This is a genomic window from Streptomyces sp. SUK 48 (genome assembly GCF_009650765.1).
In the GTDB taxonomy this organism is placed as follows: domain Bacteria; phylum Actinomycetota; class Actinomycetes; order Streptomycetales; family Streptomycetaceae; genus Streptomyces.
In genome coordinates this window covers 1,998,686-2,022,818 of record NZ_CP045740.1, presented here as the reverse complement: position 1 = coordinate 2,022,818, position 24,133 = coordinate 1,998,686, and the positions used below count along the sequence as shown (strand labels likewise).

At 72.7% G+C, this 24,133-nt stretch carries 23 protein-coding genes; 3 read left to right on the top strand and 20 right to left on the bottom strand.

Annotated features, from left to right (window positions below; all coding sequences use genetic code 11):
* Nucleotides 1–87: 87 nt before the first annotated feature.
* The 5 genes from GHR20_RS08545 to GHR20_RS08525 all read right to left on the bottom strand — a co-directional run bounded on the left by GHR20_RS08545 (nucleotide 88) and on the right by GHR20_RS08525 (nucleotide 6,807).
* Nucleotides 88–2,214 (bottom strand): 3-hydroxyacyl-CoA dehydrogenase NAD-binding domain-containing protein, encoded by a 2,127-nt coding sequence (locus tag GHR20_RS08545; RefSeq protein ID WP_111581019.1) that lies wholly within the window; start codon nucleotides 2,212–2,214, stop codon nucleotides 88–90.
* Complete coding sequence (locus tag GHR20_RS08540; protein WP_111581020.1) at nucleotides 2,211–3,428, bottom strand: acetyl-CoA C-acyltransferase; 1,218 nt, start codon at nucleotides 3,426–3,428, stop codon at nucleotides 2,211–2,213. The genes GHR20_RS08545 and GHR20_RS08540 overlap by 4 nt, the downstream gene beginning before the upstream one ends.
* 238 nt (nucleotides 3,429–3,666) lie before the next feature.
* The gene (locus GHR20_RS08535) at nucleotides 3,667–4,956 is read right to left on the bottom strand and encodes a ribonuclease D (RefSeq protein WP_153812837.1); all 1,290 of its coding nucleotides are present in this window, start codon (nucleotides 4,954–4,956) and stop codon (nucleotides 3,667–3,669) included.
* A gap of 231 nt (nucleotides 4,957–5,187) precedes the next feature.
* Complete coding sequence (locus tag GHR20_RS08530) at nucleotides 5,188–5,847, bottom strand: response regulator transcription factor (protein WP_111581022.1); 660 nt, start codon at nucleotides 5,845–5,847, stop codon at nucleotides 5,188–5,190.
* Between the two features lie 282 nt (nucleotides 5,848–6,129).
* Nucleotides 6,130–6,807 carry a DUF3000 domain-containing protein gene (locus tag GHR20_RS08525; RefSeq protein WP_153812836.1) on the bottom strand — a complete coding sequence of 226 codons (678 nt, stop codon included), beginning with the start codon at nucleotides 6,805–6,807 and terminating at the stop codon, nucleotides 6,130–6,132.
* Nucleotides 6,808–6,917: 110 nt separating this feature from the next.
* On the opposite strand from GHR20_RS08525, the gene hemE reads away from it, so the two are divergent.
* Nucleotides 6,918–7,985, top strand: a complete 1,068-nt coding sequence (hemE, locus tag GHR20_RS08520) for a uroporphyrinogen decarboxylase (protein WP_111581024.1) — start codon at nucleotides 6,918–6,920, stop codon at nucleotides 7,983–7,985.
* 3 nt (nucleotides 7,986–7,988) lie between these two features.
* On the opposite strand, the gene GHR20_RS08515 is transcribed toward hemE, so the two are convergent.
* Complete coding sequence (locus GHR20_RS08515) at nucleotides 7,989–8,816, bottom strand: rhomboid family intramembrane serine protease (RefSeq protein ID WP_148026742.1); 828 nt, start codon at nucleotides 8,814–8,816, stop codon at nucleotides 7,989–7,991.
* 65 nt (nucleotides 8,817–8,881) lie between these two features.
* A complete protein-coding gene (locus tag GHR20_RS08510; RefSeq protein WP_153812835.1) occupies nucleotides 8,882–10,267 on the bottom strand; it encodes an FAD-dependent oxidoreductase in 1,386 nt (461 codons plus the stop codon).
* 88 nt (nucleotides 10,268–10,355) lie between these two features.
* Here GHR20_RS08510 and hemG point away from each other — a divergent pair, with 88 nt between their 5' ends.
* A complete protein-coding gene (gene hemG, locus GHR20_RS08505) occupies nucleotides 10,356–11,810 on the top strand; it encodes a protoporphyrinogen oxidase (protein WP_153812834.1) in 1,455 nt (484 codons plus the stop codon).
* Between the two features lie 5 nt (nucleotides 11,811–11,815).
* Nucleotides 11,816–12,547: a hydrogen peroxide-dependent heme synthase gene (gene hemQ / locus GHR20_RS08500; RefSeq protein WP_111581027.1), complete on the top strand. Its 732-nt coding sequence runs from the start codon at nucleotides 11,816–11,818 to the stop codon at nucleotides 12,545–12,547.
* A 3-nt stretch (nucleotides 12,548–12,550) separates the two neighbouring features.
* Here hemQ and GHR20_RS08495 read toward each other — a convergent pair whose 3' ends face one another.
* From GHR20_RS08495 to GHR20_RS08440, 13 genes are all read right to left on the bottom strand, one after another.
* Nucleotides 12,551–14,251 (bottom strand): alpha/beta hydrolase, encoded by a 1,701-nt coding sequence (locus GHR20_RS08495; protein WP_153812833.1) that lies wholly within the window; start codon nucleotides 14,249–14,251, stop codon nucleotides 12,551–12,553.
* A 108-nt stretch (nucleotides 14,252–14,359) separates the two neighbouring features.
* Complete coding sequence (locus GHR20_RS08490) at nucleotides 14,360–15,133, bottom strand: TIGR04222 domain-containing membrane protein (RefSeq protein WP_153812832.1); 774 nt, start codon at nucleotides 15,131–15,133, stop codon at nucleotides 14,360–14,362.
* Nucleotides 15,134–15,203: 70 nt separating this feature from the next.
* Complete coding sequence (locus GHR20_RS08485; RefSeq protein WP_153812831.1) at nucleotides 15,204–16,484, bottom strand: DUF692 domain-containing protein; 1,281 nt, start codon at nucleotides 16,482–16,484, stop codon at nucleotides 15,204–15,206.
* Nucleotides 16,485–16,588: 104 nt separating this feature from the next.
* Nucleotides 16,589–17,554, bottom strand: a complete 966-nt coding sequence (locus GHR20_RS08480) for an MFS transporter (protein ID WP_343335998.1) — start codon at nucleotides 17,552–17,554, stop codon at nucleotides 16,589–16,591.
* Entirely contained in the window at nucleotides 17,551–17,883 is a 333-nt protein-coding gene (locus tag GHR20_RS38295) for an MFS transporter (protein WP_343335997.1), read from the bottom strand. Before GHR20_RS38295 ends, GHR20_RS08480 begins: the two co-directional genes overlap by 4 nt.
* 71 nt (nucleotides 17,884–17,954) lie before the next feature.
* Nucleotides 17,955–18,236 carry a hypothetical protein gene (locus GHR20_RS08475; protein ID WP_153812830.1) on the bottom strand — a complete coding sequence of 94 codons (282 nt, stop codon included), beginning with the start codon at nucleotides 18,234–18,236 and terminating at the stop codon, nucleotides 17,955–17,957.
* Between the two features lie 376 nt (nucleotides 18,237–18,612).
* Nucleotides 18,613–18,924, bottom strand: a complete 312-nt coding sequence (locus GHR20_RS08470) for a DUF6087 family protein (protein WP_153812829.1) — start codon at nucleotides 18,922–18,924, stop codon at nucleotides 18,613–18,615.
* Between the two features lie 65 nt (nucleotides 18,925–18,989).
* Entirely contained in the window at nucleotides 18,990–20,117 is a 1,128-nt protein-coding gene (locus GHR20_RS08465) for a protein-L-isoaspartate(D-aspartate) O-methyltransferase (RefSeq protein ID WP_153812828.1), read from the bottom strand.
* On the bottom strand, nucleotides 20,117–21,082 hold the full coding sequence (gene tgmB / locus GHR20_RS08460; protein ID WP_153812827.1) for an ATP-grasp ribosomal peptide maturase: 966 nt from the start codon (nucleotides 21,080–21,082) through the stop codon (nucleotides 20,117–20,119). Before tgmB ends, GHR20_RS08465 begins: the two co-directional genes overlap by 1 nt.
* Entirely contained in the window at nucleotides 21,082–21,378 is a 297-nt protein-coding gene (gene tgmA / locus GHR20_RS08455; protein WP_153812826.1) for a putative ATP-grasp-modified RiPP, read from the bottom strand. The genes tgmB and tgmA overlap by 1 nt, the downstream gene beginning before the upstream one ends.
* A 699-nt stretch (nucleotides 21,379–22,077) precedes the next feature.
* The gene (locus tag GHR20_RS08450) at nucleotides 22,078–22,461 is read right to left on the bottom strand and encodes a DUF6415 family natural product biosynthesis protein (protein ID WP_153812825.1); all 384 of its coding nucleotides are present in this window, start codon (nucleotides 22,459–22,461) and stop codon (nucleotides 22,078–22,080) included.
* Nucleotides 22,458–22,622 (bottom strand): hypothetical protein, encoded by a 165-nt coding sequence (locus tag GHR20_RS08445; RefSeq protein ID WP_153812824.1) that lies wholly within the window; start codon nucleotides 22,620–22,622, stop codon nucleotides 22,458–22,460. Before GHR20_RS08445 ends, GHR20_RS08450 begins: the two co-directional genes overlap by 4 nt.
* Before the next feature lie 196 nt (nucleotides 22,623–22,818).
* The gene (locus tag GHR20_RS08440) at nucleotides 22,819–24,003 is read right to left on the bottom strand and encodes a helix-turn-helix transcriptional regulator (RefSeq protein WP_153812823.1); all 1,185 of its coding nucleotides are present in this window, start codon (nucleotides 24,001–24,003) and stop codon (nucleotides 22,819–22,821) included.
* Nucleotides 24,004–24,133: the final 130 nt, after the last annotated feature.

The window sequence follows — 24,133 nt, the reverse complement described above, 5'->3', positions numbered from 1 at the left end:
GCCGTACCGAGCGCGGACGCAGCCGACGAGCACACACGAAAAGGCCCCCGCCGAGGCGGGGGCCCTTCCCTGTCGGTGCCGGCGGGGTTACGCCGGGACGCTCGCCACGCCCGGGGCCAGGAACGGCTTGCCGTTCACGCGCTCCGAGACGCCCTCGCGGTCCAGGTACGGCGTGATGCCGCCCAGGTGGAAGGGCCAGCCGGCGCCCGTGATCAGGCACAGGTCGATGTCCTGGGCCTCGGCGACGACGCCCTCGTCCAGCATGAGCCCGATCTCCTGCGCCACCGCGTCGAGGACGCGGTCACGCACCTGCTCCTCGGTCAGGACGACATCGCCCTGCTTGAGGAGAGCCGCGACCTCGGGGTCCAGCTCCGGCTTGCCGCTGTCGTAGACGTAGAAGCCGCGCTTGCCGGCCTCGACCACGGCCTTGAGGTTCGGGGAGACCGTGAAGCGGTCCGGGAAGGCCCGGTTGAGGGTCTCCGAGACGTGCAGGCCGATCGCCGGGCCGACCAGTTCGAGCAGGACCAGCGGGGACATCGGCAGGCCCAGCGGCTCGACAGCCTTCTCGGCGACCTCGACCGGGGTGCCCTCGTCGATGACGTTCTGGATCTCGCCCATGAAGCGGGTCAGGATGCGGTTCACGACGAACGCCGGGGCGTCCTTGACCAGCACCGCGGTCTTCTTCAGCTTCTTGGCGACCGCGAAGGCGGTGGCCAGGGAGGCGTCGTCGGTCTGCTCGCCGCGCACGATCTCCAGCAGCGGCAGGATCGCGACCGGGTTGAAGAAGTGGAAGCCCACGACCCGCTCCGGGTGCTGGAGCTTCGCGGCCATCTCCGACACGGACAGCGAGGAGGTGTTGGTCGCGAGGACGGCGTGCGCCGGGGCGACCGCCTCGACCTCCGCGAACACCTTCTGCTTGACGCTCATCTCCTCGAACACGGCTTCGATGATGAAGTCCGCGTCCGCGAAGCCCTCGGCCTTGTCCAGGACGCCGGTGACCAGCGCCTTGAGGCGGTTGGCCTTGTCCTGGTGGATACGGCCCTTGCCGAGCAGCTTGTCGATCTCGGCGTGGACGTAGCCCACACCCTTGTCGACGCGCTCCTGGTCGATGTCGGTCAGCACGACCGGCACCTCCAGGCGGCGCAGGAAGAGCAGCGCGAGCTGGCTGGCCATCAGACCGGCGCCGACGACGCCGACCTTGGTGACCGGGCGGGCCAGGCTCTTGTCCGGGGCGCCGACGGGGCGCTTGCCGCGCTTCTGCACCAGGTTGAACGAGTAGATGCCGGCGCGCAGTTCACCACCCATGATCAGGTCGGCGAGCGCCTGGTCCTCGGCGTCGTACCCCTGCTGGAGGTCACCGCCGCGGGCGGCCTCGATGATCTCCAGGGCGCGGTAGGCGGCCGGGGCCGCGCCGTGCACCTTGGAGTCGGCGATGAAGCGGCCCTTGGCGACGGCCTGGTCCCACGCCTCGCCGCGGTCGATCTCCGGGCGCTCCACCGTGACGTCGCCGTTGAGGACCTGGGCGGTCCACAGCAGCGACTGCTCCAGGAAGTCGGCACCCTCGAACAGGGCGTCGGCGATGCCCAGTTCGAAGACCTGCTTGCCCTTGAGCTGCTTGTTCTGGTTCAGCGAGTTCTCGATGATGACCGAGACGGCCTTGTCGGCGCCGATCAGGTTCGGCAGCAGGGTGCAGCCGCCCCAGCCGGGGACCAGACCGAGGAAGACCTCGGGCAGCGAGAACGCCGGGATCGCCTGGGAGACGGTGCGGTAGGTGCAGTGCAGACCGACCTCGACACCGCCGCCCATGGCCGCGCCGTTGTAGTAGGCGAAGGTCGGCACGGCGAGGCCCGAAAGGCGCTTGAAGACCTCGTGGCCGCCCTTGCCGATGGCGAGCGCGTGCTCGTGCTCCTTCAGCAGCTCGACGCCCTTGAGGTCGGCGCCGACGGCGAAGATGAACGGCTTGCCGGTGATGCCGATACCGGCGATCGCGCCCTCGGCGGCCTCCTGCTCGACCTGGTCGATCGCCGCGTTCAGGTTGGCGAGCGAGGCCGGTCCGAAGGTGGTCGGCTTGGTGTGGTCCAGGCCGTTGTCCAGCGCGATCAGCGCGAAGCGGCCGGCGCCGAAGGGGAGGTCGAAGTGGCGTACGTGCGCACTGGTGACGACCTCGTCGGGGAACAGGCCCGAAGCCTGCTTCAGAAGCTCGGTGGTGCTCACTTGTCCCCCTCGAAGTGCGGGTTCTCCCAGATGACCGTCGCGCCCATGCCGAAGCCGACGCACATGGTGGTCAGGCCGTAGCGGACGTGCGGCTGCTCCTCGAACTGGCGGGCCAGCTGCGTCATCAGACGGATGCCGGAGGAGGCCAGCGGGTGGCCGAAGGCGATGGCGCCGCCGTACTGGTTGACGCGCGCGTCGTCGTCGGCGATGCCGTAGTGCTCCAGGAAGGCGAGCACCTGGACGGCGAATGCCTCGTTGATCTCGAACAGGCCGATGTCCGAGATGGACAGGCCCGCCTTGGCGAGCGCCTTCTCGGTGGCCGGGATCGGGCCGTAGCCCATGACCTCGGGCTCCACGCCGGCGAAGGCGTAGGAGACCAGGCGCATCTTGACCGGGAGGCCGTGCTCGCGGGCGAAGTCCTCGCTGGCGACGATCGACGCGGTGGCACCGTCGTTCAGACCGGCCGAGTTGCCGGCCGTGACGCGGCCGTGGACGCGGAACGACGTCTTCAGGTTGGCCAGGCCCTCCAGGGTGGTCCCCGGACGCATCGGCTCGTCGGCGGTGACCAGGCCCCAGCCGGTCTCGCCGCCGACGGGGGTGGTGCGGCGCACCGAGATCGGCACCAGGTCCCGCTGGATCTTGCCGTCGGCGTACGCCTTGGCGGCCTTCTCCTGCGAGAGCACCGCGTACTGGTCGGCCCGCAGCTTGGTGAGGCTCGGGTAGCGGTCGTGCAGGTTCTCCGCGGTCATGCCCATGAACAGGGCCGACTCGTCCACCAGCTTCTCGCTGACGAAGCGCGGGTTCGGGTCGACGGCCTCGCCCATGGGGTGGCGGCCCATGTGCTCGACACCACCGGCGATGACGGCGTCGTAGGCGCCGAAGGCGATGGAGCCTGCGACGGACGTCACGGCGGTCAGACCACCGGCGCACATGCGGTCGATGGAGTATCCGGGCACCGACTGCGGCAGACCGGCGAGGATGCCGGCGGTGCGGCCGAGGGTCAGACCCTGGTCACCGATCTGCGTGGTCGCGGCGATGGCGACCTCGTCGATCTTCTTCGGGTCCAGGCCGGGGTTGCGGCGCAGCAGCTCCCGGATCGCCTTGACGACGAGGTCGTCGGCGCGAGTCTCGTGGTAGATGCCCTTCGGGCCCGCCTTGCCGAACGGGGTGCGGACGCCGTCGACGAAGACGACGTCCCTGACGGTACGAGGCACGATGGCTCTCCTCCATGGTGCGGGACGCTGAGCGCTTGCTTAAGCCCATGCTACTTGCGAGTAATGTAGTTGCCCAGCGTCGGGGGTGCCAGCGGCGAAGGTCACACCGGCGGGAGCGGGGGTCCGTCCGGAGGTTGGCGCGATCTTTACGGCCCGGCAGCGCCTGTCGGGGGCGGGAAAACGCGCGAGCGGCCACGGTGGACCCGCGGCCGCTCGATCTCGGTCCGTACTACGACGCTCAGGCGCCCTTGTCCGACAGCGCGCTCACCAGTTCCGGCGTCACCAGCTCCACCTGCCACGGGCGCGCGCCGTACCCCGCGAGCGCGGCGGAGACGGTCCCGGCGTCGGCCGGGGCGGGCGGCTGCCAGCAGAGCCGGCGGACCGTGTCCGGGGAGATCAGGTTCTCCTGCGGCATGGACAGCCGCTCGGCGAGCGAGCTCACCGCGGCCCGCGCGGCGGACAGGCGCGCCGCCGCCGACGGGTCCTTGTCGGCCCACGCCCGCGGCGGGGGCGGACCCGTCACCGGCTGCCCCGGCTGCGGCAGCTCGGACTCCGGCAGCGCCTTCGCCCGGTCCACCGCCGCCTGCCACTGCTCCAGCTGCCGGCGCCCGGTGCGGTGCCCGAACCCGTTCAGCGCGGCCAGCGCGTGGACATTGGCCGGCACGGCCAGCGCCGCCTCCACGATCGCCGCGTCCGACAGCACCTTGCCCGGCGACACGTCACGCCGCTGCGCGATGCGGTCCCGCGTCTCCCACAGCTCCCGTACGACGGCCAGCTGCCGGCGCCGCCGTACCTTGTGCATCCCGGACGTACGGCGCCAGGGCTCCTTGCGGGGCTCGGCCGGCGGGGCGCTCGCGATCGCGTCGAACTCCTGGAGGGCCCACTCCAGCTTGCCCTGGCGGTCCAGCTCCTTCTCCAGGGCGTCGCGCAGGTCCACGAGGAGTTCGACGTCCAGCGCCGCATAGCGCAGCCACGGCTCGGGCAGCGGGCGGGTGGACCAGTCGACGGCGGAGTGGCCCTTCTCCAGGACGAAGCCGAGGACGTTCTCCACCATGGCGCCGAGGCCGACCCGGGGGAACCCGGCGATCCGGCCGGCCAGCTCGGTGTCGAACAGCCGGGTGGGGAGCATGCCTATCTCACGCAGGCACGGCAGGTCCTGGGTGGCGGCGTGCAGGACCCACTCCACGCCGGACAGCGCCTCGCCGAGCGCGGACAGGTCGGGGCAGCCCACGGGGTCGATCAGTGCGGTGCCCGCGCCCTCGCGGCGCAGCTGCACCAGATACGCGCGCTGGCCGTAGCGGTACCCGGAGGCGCGCTCGGCGTCCACGGCGACCGGCCCGGAGCCGGCGGCGAAGGCGGCGACCACCTCGGCGAGCGCCGCCTCGTCGGCGACCACGGGCGGAATGCCCTCGCGGGGTTCGAGAAGGGGTGTCGGCGCCTCCGGCACAGAAGATCCGGCGTCGTCGGGAGACGTGTCTCCATTGCTGCGCCGGGTGCTGTCTGCTGCGGTGTCTTGGGCGTCGGTCACCTGTCAAGGGTATCCATGCGTGGACAGCGCCCGTCGCCGGAACGTTCCGTCGACGGGCGCCGAGGGGTCGTAAACCAGTCAGCCCGGTGAAATCGCCGGTTCAGGGGAGTGAATCGGCCGCATTCCCGAAGGGGTCGGTGGGAAAGGGTGCGGGGGGAAGGGGGCGGAGCGGGAAGAAGGGCCGGGAGGGGTGGGGAAAGGGGAGATCAGGGGAGGGGTGTGGGGGAAGGGTCAGTGGATGATTCCGGTGCGCAGGGCGACGGCGACCATGCCGGCCCGGTCGCCGGTGCCCAGCTTGCGGGCGATGCGGGCGAGGTGGCTCTTCACGGTGAGGGCGGACAGGCCCATGGACACGCCGATGGCCTTGTTCGACTGGCCCTCCGCGACCAGGCGCAGCACCTCGACCTCGCGTCCGGACAGTTCGCGGTAGCCGCCCGGGTGGCTCGGGGCACCCGGGGGGCGGCGGTGCATGCGGGCGGCGCCGCCGAGGGGGGTGGCGCCGGGCCGGGTGGGGAGCCCGATGTTGGTGCGGGTGCCGGTGACCACGTAGCCCTTGACCCCGCCGGCCAGGGCGTTGCGCACCGCGCCGATGTCGTCGGCGGCGGAGAGGGCGAGCCCGTTGGGCCAGCCCGCGGCGCGGGTCTCGGAGAGCAGGGTCAGGCCGGAGCCGTCGGGCAGGTGGACGTCGGCGACACAGATGTCGCGGGGGTTGCCGATGCGGGGACGAGCCTCCGCGATGGACGAAGCCTCGATCACATCGCGCACACCGAGCGCCCACAGATGGCGGGTGACGGTGGAACGCACGCGCGGGTCGGCCACGACCACCATGGCGGTCGGCTTGTTCGGGCGGTAGGCGACCAGGCTTGCGGGTTGCTCGAGGAGAACGGACACCAGGCCTCCTGGGTGGGGGGACGGGGCCGGCTTGTGGGGAAGAAGCCGGGACGAACCGTGCTTTCAAGGTCACAGTCGTCTTCGGCAGCAAACGTGTCCGCCTTTAGAGAGTGATCACGATCTAGTGAGTAACAATCCGTGCAATTCGGACACACGCTCGATCACCCGAAGATCGAATCGGTCCGAGCGGATGCGATTCGAAGTCACAATGTGGCCGTATCGACAAAGAGATGGTCAATAAGGCGCCCCGGAGGAGGACGGCGGTCGTGACGCGCCGTCACGTCACCGGGACTGCGGCCCCCTGCGCTGCGGCAGCGTCACCACCGAGGTGTCGCCCGGACCGGCCGGCGGCAGCCCCCCGACCTGGGCCAGCAGATCACACCAGGAGGTCAGGTGCGCGGCCGTGTCCGGCACCCCGCCCCGGCCCTCGCGCGGCGTCCAGGAGGCCCGGATCTCGATCTGCGAGGCGGCCGGCCGGTCGGCGAGACCGCCGAAGTAGTGCGAACTCGCGCGCGTGACGGTGCCGCTCGGCTCGCCGTAGCCGAGGCCGCGCGCCCCGAGCGCCCCGGTCAGCCAGGACCAGCACACCTCCGGCAGCAGCGGATCGGCCGCCATCTCCGGCTCCAGCTCCGCCCGCACCAGCGTCACCAGCCGGAACGTGCCCCGCCAGGCGTCGTGCCCGGCCGGGTCGTGCAGCAGCACCAGGCGCCCGTCGGCCAGCTCCTGCTCGCCGTCGACCACCACCGCCTCCAGCGCGTACGCGTACGGCGCGAGCCGCTGCGGCGCGGGGGTCGGCTCCACCTCGATCTGCGGCCGCAGCCGGCAGCCGCGCAGGGCGTCGACCGCGGCCCGGAACGCCGGCGGACCCGCGGCACCAGGGTGCCGGTCCGCCTCCTCGGTGTCCTTCACGTCGCCCAATCCGTCAGCGCCTTCCGACCTGTGTCCGTGAGCCGCAGCCATGCGGGGAAGAGTAAGGGGAATCGGGCCTCTGCGCAGGCAAGACACCCCGCGACGTGCGCTTCCTCGCCGCCTGTGCACGGGGCGTCCACACCGCATGCGAGACTTTTCCCGTGACCGCCAACGACGCCCCTCGGGGCAAGCAGCCGACCGCGACGTACGACAGCGCCTTCCTCAAGGCGTGCCGGCGCGAGCCCGTGCCCCACACCCCCGTGTGGTTCATGCGCCAGGCCGGCCGCTCGCTGCCCGAGTACCTCAAGGTGCGCGAGGGCATCCCGATGCTGGAGTCCTGCACGCGGCCCGAGCTGGTCACCGAGATCACCCTCCAGCCGGTGCGGCGGCACCACGTGGACGCGGCGATCTACTACAGCGACATCGTCGTCCCGCTCAAGGCCATCGGCCTCGACCTGGACATCAAGCCCGGCGTCGGCCCGGTCGTCGAGCAGCCCGTCCGCACCCGCGCCGACCTGGCCCGGCTGCGCGACCTGACTCCCGAGGACGTCTCCTACGTCACCGAGGCCATCGGGATGCTCACCCGCGAGCTGGGCCCCACCCCGCTGATCGGCTTCGCGGGCGCCCCCTTCACGCTGGCCAGCTACCTGGTCGAGGGCGGCCCCTCGCGCACGTACGAGAACGCCAAGGCGATGATGTACGGCGACCCCGAGCTGTGGGCCGACCTGCTGGACCGCCTCGCCGCCATCACGGCCGCCTTCCTGAAGGTCCAGATCGAGGCCGGCGCCTCCGCCGTGCAGCTGTTCGACTCCTGGGCCGGCGCGCTCGCCCCCGCCGACTACCGGCGCTCGGTGCTGCCCGCCTCGGCCAAGGTCTTCGACGCGGTCGCGGAGTACGGCGTGCCGCGCCTCCACTTCGGCGTGGGCACCGGCGAGCTGCTGGGCCCGATGGGCGAGGCCGGCGCGGACGTCGTCGGCGTCGACTGGCGCGTCCCGCTGGACGAGGCCGTCCGCCGCGTCGGCCCCGGCAAGGCGCTCCAGGGCAACCTGGACCCGACCGTGCTGTTCGCGGGCAAGGACGTCGTCGAGGCCAAGGCCCAGGAGGTGCTGGACGCGGCCGCGGGCCTGGAGGGCCACATCTTCAACCTGGGCCACGGCGTGATGCCCAAGACCGACCCGGACGCGCTGACCCGCCTCGTGGAGTACGTCCACGGCGCGACCGCGCGCTGACCCTCACCAGGTCGGGTAGGAGGGCCGCGCGCGCCTGCCGAACAGCAGGCCGGGCGGCTCCGGCGGGGGCGGGGTGCCCGGCCGCAGCGGCAGGGCGATGAGCAGGCCCACCAGGAAGCCGATCACATGGGCGGCGTACGCCACCGTCCCCGCGTCGGCCACCCCCTGCCCGGACGAGTACACGGCCTGGAGCACGAACCAGAAGCCCAGCACCAGCCAGGCCGGCAGCCGCAGCGGCAGGAACACCAGGAACGGCACCAGCACCCAGACCCGCGCCCGCGGCCACAGCACGAGGTAGCCGCCGAGCACCCCGGCGATCGCGCCCGACGCGCCGATCAGCGGGTCGCCCGAACCGGCGTTCAGCAGCGCGAAGCCGTATCCGGCCGCATAGCCGCAGACCACGTAGAAGACGAGGTAGCGGAGGTGGCCCAGCCGGTCCTCGACGTTGTTGCCGAAGATCAGCAGGAACAGCATGTTGCCCAGCAGGTGCAGCCAGCTGCCGTGCACGAACATCGCCGTGAACACCGACAGCGGCGGCGACTTGTGGAAGCCGCGCGGGGCCACCACGCAGCCGGGGCCGTGCGGGCCGACGCCCACCTGACCGGTCGGCACCAGCCGCGGCACCTGCCCGTGGACCAGCTCTCTCGGGACCGCCGCGAAGCGGTCCATGAAGGACTCCAGATGGCACAGCTGCGCCAGGTTCTCGCCGCCGGCCAGCGAGCCGGGCATGCCGGGCGTCGCCAGGAACACCAGGACGTTCGCCGCGATCAGCGCGTACGTCACCCAGGGGGTGCGGCGCACCGGGTTGATGTCATGGACGGGAATGACCACGAGGGAGTAGTGCCCGGCTGCCCCGCCGGGCAACCGGGCGGAGCCGGCGGACGGCCGCGCCCCGGTCAGCTCCCGCGCACCCGCCGCGCCGCCTTGCGCGCGGCCACCAGGACCGGGTCCCACACCGGCGAGAAGGGCGGCGCGTAGCCGAGGTCCAGGGCGGTCATCTGCTCCACCGTCAGCCGCGCGGTCAGCGCCACCGCCGCGATGTCCACCCGCTTGGCCGCGCCCTCCCGACCCACGATCTGCACGCCCAGCAGCCGCCCGGTGCGGCGCTCGGCGAGCATCTTGACGGTCATCGGGGAGGCGTCCGGGTAGTAGCCCGCCCGGCTGGTCGACTCGATGGTGACCGCCTCGAACTCCAGGCCCACCCGGTGCGCGTCCTTCTCGCGCAGGCCGGTGCGGGCGATCTCCAGGTCGCAGACCTTGCTGACCGCCGTGCCGACCACGCCGGGGAAGGTCGCGTAGCCGCCGCCCGCGTTGGTGCCGATGACCTGGCCGTGCTTGTTGGCGTGGGTGCCCAGCGGGACGTACTGCTCCCGCCCCGAGACCAGGTTCAGGACCTCCACGCAGTCGCCGCCCGCCCAGATGTTCTCGTGGCCGCGCACCCGCATGGCCAGATCGGTGAGCAGCCCGCCGTGGGCGCCGAGCGGCAGCCCGGCGGCGCGCGCGAGGGCGGTCTCGGGGAGGACGCCGATGCCGAGGACCACCACGTCGGCCGGGTACTCGGCGTGCTGGGTGGCCACCGCGCGGACCCGGCCGTCCTCGCCGGTGAGGATCTTGGTGACCTCGGTGCCGTTCACCATGGTGATGCCGAGGCCCTCCATGGCGCGGTGCACCAGGCGGCCCATGTCCGGATCGAGGGTCGACATGGGCTGCTCGCCGCGGTTGACGACCGTCACCTCGAAGCCCCGGTCGATCAGCGCCTCGGCCATCTCCACGCCGATGTACCCGGCGCCCACGACCACCGCGCGCCGCCCCTTCGCCCGGGCCAGCGAGTCGAGCAGGGCCTGCCCGTCGTCCAGGGTCTGCACGCCGTGCACTCCGGGGGCGTCCACGCCCGGCAGCTCCGGGCGGACCGGACGGGCACCCGTGGCGATCACCAGTTTGTCGTACGACGTCCAGGACGTGGCGCCGGAATCCACGTCCCGCGCGCGCACCCGCCGCCCCGGCACGTCGATCTCCGTGACCTCGGTGCGCAGCCGCAGGTCGATGCCCCGGGCGCGGTGCTCCTCGGGGGTGCGGGCGATCAGCTCGTCCCGCCCGGGGACGGACCCGCCCACCCAGTAGGGGATGCCGCACGCCGAGTACGAGGTGAAGTGGCCGCGCTCGAACGCCACGATCTCCAGTTCCCCGGGCCCCCGCTGCCGCCGCGCCTGCGACGCCGCCGACATGCCCGCGGCGTCCCCGCCGACGACGACCAGCCGCTCCCGCCCCTGATGCATGCTCATGGGGACACGCTAGAGGGTCCGGGCGACAGCGCGGCGGGGACCTACGGCCCCATCGGCGCTGTCGGCGGGGTCTGAGAGAGTGGGGACCATGAGCGCAACGGGTACGAGTCCGGGTCACGCCGTCGTCGTCGGAGCCGGCATCGCCGGTCTGGCCGCCGCCCACCGGCTGCTGGAGCGCGGCGCCCGGGTGACGGTGCTGGAGGCGGCCGACCGGGTCGGCGGCAAGCTGCTGCCCGGCGAGATCGCGGGCGTCCGGGTCGACCTCGGCGCCGAGTCGATGCTGGCCCGTCGCCCCGAGGCCGTGGCCCTCGCCCGCGAGGTCGGGCTCGCCGAGCGGCTCCAGCCCCCGGCGATCGCGAGCGCCGCCCTCTGGACCCGGGGCGCGCTGCGCCCCATGCCCAAGGGCCATGTGATGGGTGTGCCCGGCACCGCCGCCGCCCTCGCCGGTGTCCTGTCCGAGGACGGCCTCGCCCGCATCGGACAGGACGCGGTCCTGCCCCGCACCGAGGTCGGCGACGACGTGGCGGTGGGGGAGTACGTGGCGGCGCGCCTCGGTCGCGAGGTCGTGGACCGCCTGGTCGAACCCCTGCTCGGCGGGGTGTACGCGGGCGACGCGTACCGCATCTCGATGCGCTCCGCCGTCCCCCAGCTCTTCCAGGCCGCCCGCGCGCACGCCTCGCTGACCGAGGGCGTCCGCGAGATCCAGGCCAAGGCCGCGGCCGCCCAGCAGACCGGGCCCGTGTTCACGGGCATCGAGGGCGGTGTGGGCACCCTGCCGCTCGCGGTCGCCGACTCCGTCCGCGCGCGCGGCGGCGAGATCCGCACCGGGGCGCCCGTCACCGCACTGCGCCGGGACCCCGCGGGCGGCTGGCGGATCACCGCGGCCGGAGAGCCGCTGCACGCCGACGCCGTGGTGGTCGCCGTACCCGCCCCGGCCGCGGCCCGGCTGCTGCGCCCCGAGTCCCCGGCGGCCGCCGCCGAGCTGGCCGCCGTCGAGTACGCCTCGATGGCCCTGATCACCCTCGCCTACCGGCGCGCCGATCTGTCCCTGCCCGAGGGCAGCGGCTTCCTGGTGCCGCCGGTCGACGGACGCACCATCAAGGCCGCCACGTTCGCCTCCCAGAAGTGGGGCTGGATCGCCGAACAGGACCCGGACACGGTCGTGCTGCGCACCTCGGTCGGGCGGTACGGCGAGACGGCGGTCCTCGGCCGGGACGACGCCGACCTGGTGGAGGTGTCCCGGCACGACCTCCGCGAGGCCGCCGGCATCGACGCCGCGCCCGTCGCGACCCGGGTCACCCGCTGGACCGACGGGCTGCCCCAGTACCCGGTAGGGCACCACGCGCGCGTGGCCCGCGTCCGCGAGCACATCGCCAAGCTGCCGGGCCTCGCGGTCTGCGGCGCGCCGTACGACGGGGTGGGCATCCCCGCCTGTGTCGCGAGCGCGAACGCGGCCGTCGACCAGCTGTCCGGTGATCCGCGCGGGGCCGAGGAACTCACGGCCCACCCGGTGCAGAGCCGCCACGGCGGAGCAGGAGAATAGGAACCATGAGTGACGACGCCCCCATCACCGAGTCCGGCCGCATCCCCAACAAGGGCAAGCTGGCCAAGGACCTGAACGATGTCATCCGCTACACCCTGTGGTCGGTCTTCAAGCTGAAGGACGTGCTGCCGGCCGACCGCGCGGGCTACGCCGACGAGGTCCAGGAGCTGTTCGACCAGCTTGCCGCCAAGGACGTGACGATCCGCGGCACGTACGACCTCTCCGGCATGCGGGCCGACGCCGATGTGATGATCTGGTGGCACGCGGAGACCAGCGACCAGCTCCAGGAGGCGTACAGCCTCTTCCGCCGCACCAGGCTGGGCCGCGCGCTGGAGCCGGTGTGGTCCAACATGGCGCTGCACCGCCCGGCCGAGTTCAACCGCTCGCACATCCCGGCGTTCCTCGCCGACGAGACGCCCCGCGACTATGTGAGCGTCTACCCCTTCGTGCGCTCGTACGACTGGTACCTGCTGCCCGACGAGGACCGCCGCCGCATGCTCGCCGACCACGGCAAGATGGCCCGCGGCTACCCGGACGTGCGCGCCAACACGGTCGCCTCGTTCTCGCTGGGCGACTACGAGTGGATTCTCGCCTTCGAGGCGAACGACCTGTCCCGCATCGTCGACCTCATGCGCCACCTGCGCGGCTCCGAGGCCCGGATGCACGTCCGCGAGGAGGTCCCGTTCTACACGGGCCGCCGCAAGGACGTGGCGGACCTGGTGGCGGGGCTGGCGTAAGGCTCAGCCCGCCTTCCGTCCCCCGCCGGGGACGGGTTCGGCGCGGGGCGCGCAGGACGCGTTCCGCGCCGGGAGGCGGCCCGTCAGCAGGTAGTCCTCCATATAGCCGTTGACGCAGTGGTTGGGGCCGCCGCCGATGCCGTGCGTGCCCGCGTCCCGCTCGGTCACCAGCAGGGAGCCGGCCAGCCGCCGGTTCATCTCCAGGGCCCCCGCGTACGGCGCGGCCGCGTCCCGTTCGGCCGCCAGGAGCAGCACCGGGGGCAGCGCGCCGGGCGCGGTGCGCACGTCCAGGGGCCGCTGCCGGGGCGCCGGCCAGTACGCGCAGGGCAGGTTCATCCACGCGTTGTCCCAGGTCTCGAAGGGCGCGACGCGGGCCAGTAGGGTGTTGTCCCGGTCCCACACCGCCCAACGTGTGGGCCACGGCGCGTCGTTGCACTCGACGGCCGTGTACACGGCGCTGCCGTTCTCCGCGGCCGCGGCCGACCCGGCATCCGGTGCGGCCAGCGCGATCAGCGGCTTCGGGTCGCCGCGCAGATAGGCGGAGAGGGCGGCGGCCCGGCCCGGCCAGTAGGCGTCGTAGTACCCGGCCGTCAGGAACGCGTTCTGCAACTGGCCCGGCCCGACCTTCCCGCCCGCCGGTGTCCGGGCGAGCCGCGCGGCGGCCATGTCGTAACTCCCCTGCACCTTCCGGGGCGTGTCGCCGAGCCGGTAGACGTCGTCGTGCCGGGCGATCCAGTCCCGCACGTCCGCCCAGCGCTTCTCGAACGCGGCCGACTGGGCGAGGTTGCTGCGGTACCAGATCTGCCCGGGGTCCGGGTCCACCGGCGCGTCCAGCACCATCCGGCGCACCTGGGCGGGGAACATCGCCGCGTACAGCGAGCCGTAGTACGTGCCGTACGACGCGCCCATGAACGTCAGCCGGTCCTCGCCCAGCGCGGCCCGCAGCACGTCCAGGTCCCGGGCGTTGTTCAGGGAGTCGAAGAAGCGCAGCCCGGGACCCGAGCGCCGGGCGCAGCCGCGGGCGTACGCCTTCGCCTGGGCCACCCGCTCGCGTTTGTACGACGCGGAGGGGTGCGTCGGCGCGAGCGTGGGCGCCTTGCCGAACTGCTTCGGGTCCTCGCAGGACAGCGGGGCGGACCGGCCGACCCCGCGCGGGGCGTAGCCGACCAGGTCGTACGCGGCGGCGATCCGCTTCCAGACGGGCAGGGTGCCGGCCAGCGCGAAGTACATGCCGGTGGCGCCGGGGCCGCCGGGGTCGTAGACGAGGGCGCCCTGCCGGGGGACCTTCCGGCCGCCGTCCTTCCCGGTGGCGGGGGTGCGGCTGACGGTGAGTTCGATCTGCTTCCCGTCGGGACGGGCGTAGTCGAGGGGCACGGCGACGGTGCCGCAGCGCAGGCCGGCGGGGGAGTGGGGGACGGCCGGCACCTCGGCGGGGTCGCAGGTGCCGTAGCGGATGCCGGTGGCGCGGGCGCGCAGGGCGGCGACGATGGTGCCGCGGAGTTCGGCGGCGCCGGAGGGGAACGGCGCGGAGGGGAACGGCGCGGCGGGGATCGGTGCGGCGGGGAGGCTCGGCACGCCGGGGAGGCTGTGCGTGGCACGGAGGCCCGGCGTGGCGGGGTGGCTCGGTGTGGCGTCCACCGGGGTGGTGGCCAGGGCGGTCAGCAGCAGGGAGACGGCGGCCGAGCGGACGGCGGCGGCTTTCATTCGGCACCCCTTCGGTCACCGCGACGGACACCAGGGATGTTTCGTGCCGCCGCCGGGGAAGGCAAGCACCGCCCGGCGGGTGTCGGCCCCAGTGCTCCGATGCGCCCCCTACTCCCGGTGTGGCGCGTCGCGGTGGGCGAAGGCCGCGCGCAGCTCCGGTTCGCCGATCGCGCGGATGCCGCGCAGCGCGACCGAGGTGAGGAAGGACGGCTCGGCACCGGAGCGCCGCCGCAGCAGCGCGCCCAGTACGCGCTGCCCGGCGGGGGAGGCCCACGGCGAGTACGGGTGCACCTCGAAGCGGGCTATGGCCAGGCAGCTCAGCGCCAGCGTGAACGGCAGCAGGAACCACAGGCCGGCCATCAGACGTGAGGCGTCGGCCTGGACCGGCAGCAGCAGCGCGGCGACGGCGAGGGCCGGCACGGCGAGCACGGCGGCGCGGACCTGGCGCACGGCCGCGCCGATGGTGGGGCCGTGCGCGTCCGGGACGGCGAGGCCGCTGCGCACGAGGCGGTCGGCGAGGCGCCGTACGGCGTCGGCGTGGGCGGCGCGGGTGCGCACCGGCGCGATGCGGGACTGGCCCTCCGGGCCGATCGCCCCGATGACGGACCGCTCGATCTCGTCCCGGCCGAGCGGGTCGACGACGGTGGCCCAGCCGGTGTGGGCGAGGTGCAGGCGCCGCCCGCGGGCCATCGACAGCAGGGTGACGTCGGCGACGCGCTGGGGCCCGCCGGACAGGAACGCGGTCTCGTACAGGGTCAGTTCGTGGTCTCCGGCCGGTGCTCCGGGGTCCGTGGCCGCGGCGCGCATCGCCGCGAGACAGAGGCGGACGCAGGCCGTACCGGTGAAAGCCCAGGCGAGGAGCAGGAGAAGGAGCCAGAACATGAGGTGTTTTGTATGCCAGGGGCGGGCGCGGGCGCCAGGATTTTTCACATGCGGATCGCGTTCCGCCGGTTCAGCTCCGCCCCGGCAGCATCCTTCGCGCCGCCCGCGCCAGCCGCCCCCGAGGCGCCGGGCCGGAGCGGTCCAGCCACCACTCCCGCAGCTCCCGCCGCGGGAGGTCCGGCCGCTTCCCGGCCAGCAGGAACGCGGCGAAGTCCAGCGCGTCCCGCCGGTACCCCGCACCCATCGGCCGCCGGCCCGCGTACTCCAGGAACGCCGGCCGGTACGACGCCCCCAGCAGCACCGGCAGCTCCGGCGCCACCTTCGCCACCACGTCTGCCCGCTTCGCCGCGAGCGCCCGCGCCTGTACCCCCAGCCGTACCCGGTCGAACCCCTCGGGCACGGGCGTCCCGGCCACCAGCGAGGACAGTACGGCGGTCTGCGCGACGCCGAGCCGCTGACGGGCGTCCTCGGTGTCGGCGGAGCCCTCGCGCACCGGCGAGACGGGCCGCGCCTCCGCCTCCCCCCGCCGGCCGCCCTCCACCACCTTCCGGATCGCCGTCAACTCCCGCTCCAGCTCGGCCGGTTCGGGGAAGTCCTCGTCGCGCTCCAGCAGGACCCCGGGCGGGGCGGCCCGGGAGGCGAGGTCGGCCAGGATGCCGAGCACCGCGTCCGGTACCGGGTGCGCGTGGCTGTCGTGCCACACGCCGTCGCGCTCGACGCCGCCCGCGACATGGACGTAGGCGATCGCCTCCAGCGGCAGCGCGTCCAGCGCCTCGGCCGGGTCCTCGCCCCGGTTGACGTGGTTGGTGTGCAGGTTGGCCACGTCGATGAGCAGCCGTACGCCGGTCCGCTCGGCCAGCTCGTACAGGAACTGCCCCTCGGTCAGCTCCTCGCCGGGCCAGGAGAACAGCGCGGCGATGTTCTCCACGGCGAGCGGCACCGGCAGCGCGTCCTGGGCGATGCGCACATTCGCGCAGAGCACGTCGAGCGCGTCCCGAGTACGCGGCACGGGCAGCAGATGGCCCGCCTCCAGCGGCGGCGAGGCGGTGAGCGCGCCGCCCGCCCGGACGAACGCGATGTGCTCGGTGACCAGCGGCGACCCGAGCACCTCCACGCGTTCGGCGAGCGCCGCGAGCCGGCCGGCGTCGGGCCGCCGCGCGCCGCCGAGCCCGAGGGAGACCCCGTGCGGCACCACGGTCACCCCGCGCTCGCGCAACCGCACCAGCGACTCCGGGAGATGGCCGGGGCACACGTTCTCCGCCACGACCTCCACCCAGTCGATCCCGGGCATCCGCTCCACGGCCCCGGCGATCTCCGGCCGCCAGCCGATCCCGGTCCCCAGTCTCCCCATGACCCGTCCCGTCCCCTCCGCGCCCCCCGGCGCACGCGTCGTACATGACCCCCGGGGCCCGCCCCGAACCCCCTACCGGCCGCCTTCAGAGCAACATTTGAGGTTCAGCCGGGGTTTCCGGCCGGGCTCGCGGCCGGGCGGGTGTCCCGGGGCATCCGGTTGACGCGGTGCAGATCCGGGACGCAGAGATTGAGCACGGTCGCCGCGACGATCAGCGCGGCGCAGGCCAGGAGCACCCCCTGACTGCTCCAGGCGGGCACCGCGAGCGCGGTGACGAGGTAGCCGAGGGGGATGGCGAGCCGTTCGCCGACCCCGTTGAAGGCGCTCATGCGGCCCTGTTCCGCCGAGGGCACATGCTGCTGGAACGCGGTGGTCCAGGCGACGACCGCGACATCGAGCCCGATCCCCGCGAGGAAGGCGGCCCCGAGCACGAGCGGCAGCGCCATGCCCCAGGCCATGGCGGCCAGCGGCAGCGCGAGCGCGCCGCCCGCGGCGACGGCGACCGCGAGCAGCCGGTACGGCTTCCACCGCAGGCACACCAGGGTCCCCGCCAGCAGCCCGCAGGAGAACGCCGCCTGGACCAGGCCCCAGTCGCGGGCCCCGGCGTACCGGCGGGCGGCGACGAGCGGGCCGAGGAGCTGGAATCCGGCCAGCCACGCGGCGACGAGGACGGTCCCGGCGGCCGTGTAGGTCCACAGCCAGGTACGGGACCAGAACCCCGTCCAGCCGGCCCGCAGGTCGGCCAGGACACCGCCGGCCGCGGCGGGCGGCACGGCCAGGCGCAGGCCCAGCAGCAGGACGGCCGCGACGGCGAAGCTGCACGCGTCGAAGGCCAGCGCCCAGGCCGCGCCGCTCAGGGCGACGACGAAACCGCCGACGACCGGGCCCAGCACCTTCACCGTGTTGCCCGGCAGCCTGAGCAACGCGTTGGCCCGCTGGAGGTGTTCCCCGGGGACGATCTGCGCGACGACACCCTGCGTGGCCGGCACGATGAACGACGCCGCCGTCCCCGACACGAAGCCGCAGGCCGCGATCGACGCCGTCGTCGCGTGCCCCGTGGCCACGGTCATGGCCAGCGCCCCTGCGCGCCCGCTGCCGCCAGGTTCCCCAGGAACAGGATGCGGCTGCGCGACCACCGGTCCGCGAACAGGCCGCCCATGAGCAGGAACAGGATCGTGGGCACGGTGTTCACCGCGAGCACGACCCCCAGCGACCCGGCCCCGCCCCCCTCCTCGATCACCGAGTAGGCGAGCGCGATCGGCGCCATCGCCGACCCGCTCGCCGAAACGACGTTCGCCACCACGAACCGCCGGAACGCGGGGAGGCGCAGGGGCGATTCGAGGGTCTTGGACGCCTCCGGGGGCTTCGATGCCTTCGGTGAGCCGGTGGCCGTCTCCATGATCCCCCTCGGACTTGGTGGAGCGTGCACCTTAATGCAGCCGCTGCCCCACGCGAGACAGTTCTTCGAAGCTAACGACGAGCGCACTCGGGGCAGGCCGTGCCCGCTGCGGCCCGCCGACCGGCCGACCCGGCCAAGCCCGCGGTGACGATGAACGCGGCGATCGCGGCGACGATGCCCAGCCAGGCCGGATGCACGGCGGTGGGCCAGAGGACGAGTCTGCCGATGCCGCCGCCGCTGTCGGAGCTCACCGTGGTGACCGCGGCGACGATCGCGGCGATCACAGAGCCGAATTCGAGGAGCGCGAGCCAGCTGAGAAACCTGGACCACCCGTGCTTCTCGACCGGCTTCATGTCCTGGCCGCAGCGCCCACAGTGGCGGCTTCCGGCTTCAGAGATGGTCGCGCGGACCATCCCACCGGCCTGGTACCCGGACCACCCGGGCTGGAAGGACCGACCGGACCAGCGGGGCCGCCGGACAGGATGGGGAGGACGGCAAGGACGGACGTGACGGGCAGACATTCCCCGACGGCTAGACCCTCCAGGCGCCCCCTCACGATCCCGACGCACTGGTCTGCCGGAAGGACAGCACCCCCGGCGGGCCGACCACGACACGCCCACCAGCGCGCTGCGGGCCCTCAGCCTCGACCCGCAACGCCGCCAGTACTGAACGCGAAGGCCCCACTCGTCCGTCTCGGAGGCGACGGGCGAGCGAGGCCCATCATGGGACTTACTGCCCTGACGTATCGGGGCGGTAGAAGCGCTTTGTAGGGCGCCAGGGTTCGGGCATGTGCGGCAGCTTGCCGAACGCCGGCAGAGGAATGCGCTCGGCACGGGCGTTCGCGTCCCTCCCGGCCTCAGCAGCCGCAGCGCCCCGGTCATCGGCGACACCGGTGGGTGTCCACTGGCACCCGTCCCACTCCTGGATGACGCGCGGAGTGTCCGGGTCTACGTGCGCGCCCTGCTCCGGCCGGTCGCCGAGCGGGGTGGCCCGCCGCTCCCCGCGTGCCGGGCGGCGCAGCTCGCGGCGCTCGTCGTCCATCGGTCCCTCCCTCGTCGGCCGTCTTCAGTGTGCCGCGCATCCACGGGCCGGGTACCCCGAGCCGGTCAGAGCGTGGCCGTCCAGCCGCCCCGCGACAGCGTCGTCACACCGTCGGGGCTGATGGTGACCTGTGCCCCGTACACGGGTAGCTCGCCGTGCTCCAGCCACCGCCAGCGGATTTCGTCCAGCAGGTCGTAAAGGCGGCGCGGGCCGCCCTGGTGGACGGTCGTGGTGCGCTCGCCCGGCGCGGTCCGGGCCCGCGCCCATGACCCGTCAGAGTGCAGCATCCACGCCAAGCGGCCCCCACGGTCATCGGTGCCGGTGCGGTGCTCGATCCCCGGCGCCATCAGCGACAGCATCGACCACAGGTCCCACGCCTGCATCACGTTCAGCACCGGGAACGGTGACAAGGTCACCTCGCCGTCCTCCCCGCTGGCGGCGAACAGTTCATCGAGGCGGGGCGGGTAGTCGACGCCCGCCCGGGTGGCCATGAACGAGGCCCGGTCCCACTCGACCCGGCCGATCGCGCCGCCGTCGGGCCCCTTGTCGGCCGTGACGATCAGTCCGGTGCCCGCGATCGTCGTCACCAGGCGCCCCTGCGGAGCGAGGCCGCGCAGCCACGATGCGGGAATTCGGGGTACGGACACCATGGACACGATCCGGTCGAAGACGCCTGGCAGGTCGGCGGTGGCGTCGGCGGCGACGACGTCCGGGCGGTAGCCGATACGCTCCAGCCGCTCGGCAGCCGCCTCCGAGAGATACGTATCGACGTCGAGTGTCGTCACCATCTCGGCGCCGAGCCGGTGGCAGGCCAGAGCGGCGCTGTATCCGGAGCCGGTGGCTACGTCCAGCAGGCGCGCGCCCGGGGCGAGGCGGCCCTGCCGGAGCATTGTGAGGACCAGGCTCGGATGTGTGGAGGACGAGGTGGGCAGTCCGGTGTACGTCTGGCCGGGCTCGGCCAGGTCGGCGTGCACCGGCCCGACCCGCGTGACCAGTGTCGTGTCCGAGTAGGCAGCGCGGGCCCACGTCTCCTTGTCGGCGGAACCCTCGACCATCTTCCAGCCGCCCCCGCCGGGCGTGAACCAGCGCCCCACCAGCTGGTGCCGGGGTGTAGCGCTGACCGGGTCCCACCAGGCCGAGCCCGAATACGTGACCTCGGCCGCGAGGGCGGCTGCATACGGTTTCCAGTCCATCAGCTGATCCCTTGCAGCTCATCGGCGATCGCCTCGGCGATCGGCAGGCCGGTCTCCCCGGCGATCCAGTCCCACTGCCCGCACGGGTTGACCTCCAGGAACGTCCACTGCCCATCGGGTCTCACGACGAAGTCAGCTGCACCGTAACGCAGTTGTAGCCGGTCCATCAGGGCAAGCATCCCAGTCGCCACCACCCCTGGCACTGCACTGGTCGTGTAGGTGAGAGATCCGTAGTCGCTGCGCCAGTCCTCGTGCCCGGCGTCGCTGTCGGCGTGGATGGCCGCGGCGAACATCTGCCTGCCGACGACGGTCAGTCGCACCTCATACGCCTTGTCCACCCATGCCTGGAACAGGTGCGCGGTCGTGCTGATCCCGCGCAGGTCGAGCAGGTCGTCCGGGGTCAGCCGCCTGGTGTAGACGGACTTGAGGCGGCCGTCCTCGATGAGTACGGGCGAGGACACCGGTTTGCACACCACTGGGCCGCCGGCCTCGGCGGCGAACTTCTGCACATCGCCTGGCCGGTTGGTGATCAGGGTGGCTGGAATTCGCAGCCCACACGCGCGAGCGGCGGCGAGCTGCACGGGCTTGTACTCGGCGCGCGCCATCGCCGTGGGATGGTTCACCCATCGACAGTCCAGTGCGGACAGGACACCGCCGAGGCCGGCGCGGGCCTGGGCGGCTGCGAACCGCGCCTCCGGGCCGGACATCCCCGTGGGGAACCGGAACGCCCCGGGGGCGCGGTAGTACATCGCGCCGACCCGGGACAGCTCCACCGTCCGGTACTCGGTGGCGAGTTCGCCCGTCCACGCCTGCTCCTGGTCGATCCGGCCGGCCAGGCCGAGTTGCTGCGGGAAGTCCGCGGTATCCATGCGGAACACCTCTACGCTGCGGCTCTCCAGCTCGACGACGATCCGGTCCGTGGGCCAGTCATCGCGAGCTGCGACGATCAGAACGGGCGCGGACATCAGTCCTTCGGCCCCTCGTCCAGCGGTGGCGGGTTCGAGACCGAGCCGTCCGGCACCGTCGGCGAGTGCGTGTTGGCCATGCAGGTCAGCAGGCCACCGTCGTAGGAGATGCTGACCTGCCGTCCCCGGTCGTACTCGTGAGCCGGGACGGGGATGGCCGCGGTGGAGTCGGGGATGCGGGCGCCCCGCAGCGCCCACGGCCGGGTGTCCGGGCCGGACGGCATCTCCTTGCTGTAGGGGGTCGTGCCCCCGGGCGGGGTGAGCGGAAACGCTTCGTGGTCGAGCGCTGTTGTCATGTGCCTCTCCTGTCAATGACGGCGCGGCGAGTGCCGAGCCTGATCTGTGTGGGCCCGCACCGATACCCGGCGTGGGTGATGGTGCAGAGACCCGGCACGGGGCATTGCTTGCCGTGGGAGAACGGGAAGCCATGCTTCCCGCGCCGGGCGCTGAGGCCGGTGTGAGGTGACGCCCTTATTACGGGGAGCGGTCTGTCTGAGTGCCTGGACCCAGTCGGCGTTCGGCCGCTCGGCAGGTGGATCGCCCCGGCTGGTGCAGAGCGCGTCTACAGCAGCTGGGCCACGGGGGCACTTCGCCCGGGTGCTCTGCGGCGATGTGCCGCGCGAGGTTGATCTGCTCGGCGAAGCAGCCGGCGTCCGCCCAGACCTTCTCGGCCAGGAGGACCAGCAGCTGCCAGCAGCCGGTGCAGGTGAACATGAAGGGCGCAGGCACCGGTAAGGCGTTGTCCTCGGATTCCATCGTTCTCCCTTCGTGGCGCTCACCCCGCCCGGGTCTTCCGGATTCCGGGCGGGGTGGCGGTCCCGCCGCGCTCGTGGCGGAAGGCGAGCCAGCTGCCTTCCAGCGGCGGGGCTGGTGGGTGCGGCCCTGACCCGAGACGGCCGCCATGGGAGTGCTTCAGTGCGAGGCCGTCGTAAGCACCAGGACGAGGGCAGAGGCGGTCGCGGCGGCTCCGTACAGGAACAGGCCGACGATCGTCCTCACTGCGACGACGGCGCCCCGGCGTCCTCGAAGTGGTCGAGGAGCGCCCGCAGGACACGGGCCGGGCGGCGGGCGTACTCCACCTCGCCGTCGGGGCCGCGGGCCGGGCGTGCCTGGAGCTTGCCGCGGGCCTCGCCGACGCACGCGCTCGCGCAGTACCGGCCGGAGCTCTCCCTCGGCAGCTGGCCGAGCTTTTTCTCCACCTCGGGGATCAACTGCACCAGATGGTCGCGCAGCACGAAGATGAGGGAGCCGCGCTTCTCGGGTGCCGGGGGCGGCGCGTCGGCCTGGCCCTCGGGTCCGAGCGTCAGGGACGCGTTCTGGCGCATGGTGGCGGTGTCCACCTGCTCCTTGCTCGCAGTCTGCTTCGCGGGGGCGCTCATCGGGTCACCGGCCGACCGAGGCGGCAGAGCGGGCACTGGCATGCGGGGTAGGAGTCGGGCTGGGGCAGCGGCGGCAGTTTGCCGTCGACGGCCACGGTGACCGTGCCGCGGTCCTGGGTGATCGTGCCGTAGCGGTCCACGGTGTAGACCCGCATCGTCATCCGGCCACCCCGTGCGTTCGCCGGCCTCTGGGCGGTAGCGTTTGTCATGTCGACGCTCCCTGTTGGGTTCGAGCGCTGGCCATGCCCCCGGACCGTTGACGCGGTCGCGGGGGTTCGTCTGTAAGCAGGATGCCGACATGAAAAGGCCCTAACTATCAGACATCACTGATAGTTAGGGCCAACGGTTATCGAAGCGTCACATACCCAGCCAGGAACCGTAGTTGGTGAAGGAGTCAGGCATTCGACGCCTCGCCGCGTCCAGTCCGGCATAGGTCTCACGGACGGTCGGGTGATAGCGAGTCTGCTGGGGAGCCAGCTTGCGTGCCTTGAGCAGGCTCTTGAAGGCCGCCTCGGTCTGGCCCGTCCACATCTGGGCCCGCGCAATCTCCGCATGATGGTGGGCGAGCCGGGACGGCGGCCACCCGTCCGCGATCACCATGTCCTCTGCCTGGCGTACGGCCTCGGGGTACAGGTCCAACTCCGCCAGGACACTCACTCGATGCGCGCCGACGTTCGTGGGCCCGAAGGACAGCCAGTGCACCTTCTCGGCCGGCCCGGTGCGCTTCGCGATGCGGCCCGCCTCGGCGAGGTGTCCCTCAGCGGTATCCGTGTCCTTCTCCCGGCCGGCGAGTACGGCAGCGCCCAGGTGCAGCTGCCCGGTGACGACGTCCAGGACGCGCCCAGGCTCGGCCTGTTCCAGGGTGGACATGCCGAGGCGGACCAGCCGCTTGCCTGTCTTGTAGTCGCTCGCCCGCAGGTAGGCCAGGGCGCGGAGGTACTGGCGCATGCCGCTCAGCACCGGATCAGAGGCGCGCTGCGCCGCCCAGTCCATGCGGTCCAGAGCAACCGTGCACAGGTCGGGGAAGCCGAGCTTGGTCGTGACGTCGTACGCGGTCCGGTAGGCGCTGGCCAGCAGTTGCCAGCTGCGCGCAGTTCCGCTGATGTGAGCCGTCGTCGTCGCCTCGTGGATCAGCGCCGGCAGCTCCGTCGCGACCTGCTTGATGTTCGTGGCACGCACCTGGGCGCACAGCTGATCGGCGTGCTCCTCCAGGGCTGGTAGCGCGCGCGGACTGACGTCCGGGTCGGGACCGAGGTCGTAGATGTTCAGCGCCTCGCGGATCGGGTTGATGAGGCCATCGAGCTGGTCCTGTCGCAGCTCGTCCATATACGGCTGACCGTTGAGATCCGAGACCTGGACGGACAGGGCGCGGGCCAGCGCGCCCACCACCGAGGGGCTGGGCGGCATGGCGCCCTGCTCGACCTTGGTGATCGTGCTGTAGGAGACGTGGGAGAGATCGGCCAGTTCACGCTGGGTCAGGCGACGGGCTTTGCGCGCGTGCGCGATGCGTGTGCCCGTGTGTTCTACAGAGGGCGGGGGCATACTGGACTCCGTTCTGAACTCGACACTCGGAACGGTACTCCTCGAGACAACGGGCCTACCTGGTACGGGCCTTACGGTCGTTTGACCGTAGGGCCCGTTCTGTTCGTGCGGGCAGATCCCGGCGTAGTCA

What these genes read in the sequence shown, in the direction of transcription:
- GHR20_RS08490 (WP_153812832.1), bottom strand. Translation starts at nt 15,133, where the DNA reads ATGTTCTGGCTCCTTCTCCTGCTCCTCGCCTGGGCTTTCACCGGTACG.
- tgmA (WP_153812826.1), bottom strand. Translation starts at nt 21,378, where the DNA reads ATGACAACAGCGCTCGACCACGAAGCGTTTCCGCTCACCCCGCCCGGG.
- hemG (WP_153812834.1), top strand. Translation starts at nt 10,356, where the DNA reads ATGAGCGCAACGGGTACGAGTCCGGGTCACGCCGTCGTCGTCGGAGCC.
- GHR20_RS08480 (WP_343335998.1), bottom strand. Translation starts at nt 17,554, where the DNA reads ATGACCGTGGCCACGGGGCACGCGACGACGGCGTCGATCGCGGCCTGC.
- GHR20_RS08485 (WP_153812831.1), bottom strand. Translation starts at nt 16,484, where the DNA reads ATGGGGAGACTGGGGACCGGGATCGGCTGGCGGCCGGAGATCGCCGGG.
- GHR20_RS38295 (WP_343335997.1), bottom strand. Translation starts at nt 17,883, where the DNA reads ATGGAGACGGCCACCGGCTCACCGAAGGCATCGAAGCCCCCGGAGGCG.
- GHR20_RS08525 (WP_153812836.1), bottom strand. Translation starts at nt 6,807, where the DNA reads ATGGCTGCGGCTCACGGACACAGGTCGGAAGGCGCTGACGGATTGGGC.
- hemQ (WP_111581027.1), top strand. Translation starts at nt 11,816, where the DNA reads ATGAGTGACGACGCCCCCATCACCGAGTCCGGCCGCATCCCCAACAAG.
- GHR20_RS08475 (WP_153812830.1), bottom strand. Translation starts at nt 18,236, where the DNA reads ATGAAGCCGGTCGAGAAGCACGGGTGGTCCAGGTTTCTCAGCTGGCTC.
- GHR20_RS08470 (WP_153812829.1), bottom strand. Translation starts at nt 18,924, where the DNA reads ATGGACGACGAGCGCCGCGAGCTGCGCCGCCCGGCACGCGGGGAGCGG.
- GHR20_RS08450 (WP_153812825.1), bottom strand. Translation starts at nt 22,461, where the DNA reads ATGAGCGCCCCCGCGAAGCAGACTGCGAGCAAGGAGCAGGTGGACACC.
- GHR20_RS08495 (WP_153812833.1), bottom strand. Translation starts at nt 14,251, where the DNA reads ATGAAAGCCGCCGCCGTCCGCTCGGCCGCCGTCTCCCTGCTGCTGACC.
- GHR20_RS08445 (WP_153812824.1), bottom strand. Translation starts at nt 22,622, where the DNA reads ATGACGATGCGGGTCTACACCGTGGACCGCTACGGCACGATCACCCAG.
- tgmB (WP_153812827.1), bottom strand. Translation starts at nt 21,082, where the DNA reads ATGTCCGCGCCCGTTCTGATCGTCGCAGCTCGCGATGACTGGCCCACG.
- GHR20_RS08465 (WP_153812828.1), bottom strand. Translation starts at nt 20,117, where the DNA reads ATGGACTGGAAACCGTATGCAGCCGCCCTCGCGGCCGAGGTCACGTAT.
- GHR20_RS08440 (WP_153812823.1), bottom strand. Translation starts at nt 24,003, where the DNA reads ATGCCCCCGCCCTCTGTAGAACACACGGGCACACGCATCGCGCACGCG.
- GHR20_RS08510 (WP_153812835.1), bottom strand. Translation starts at nt 10,267, where the DNA reads ATGAGCATGCATCAGGGGCGGGAGCGGCTGGTCGTCGTCGGCGGGGAC.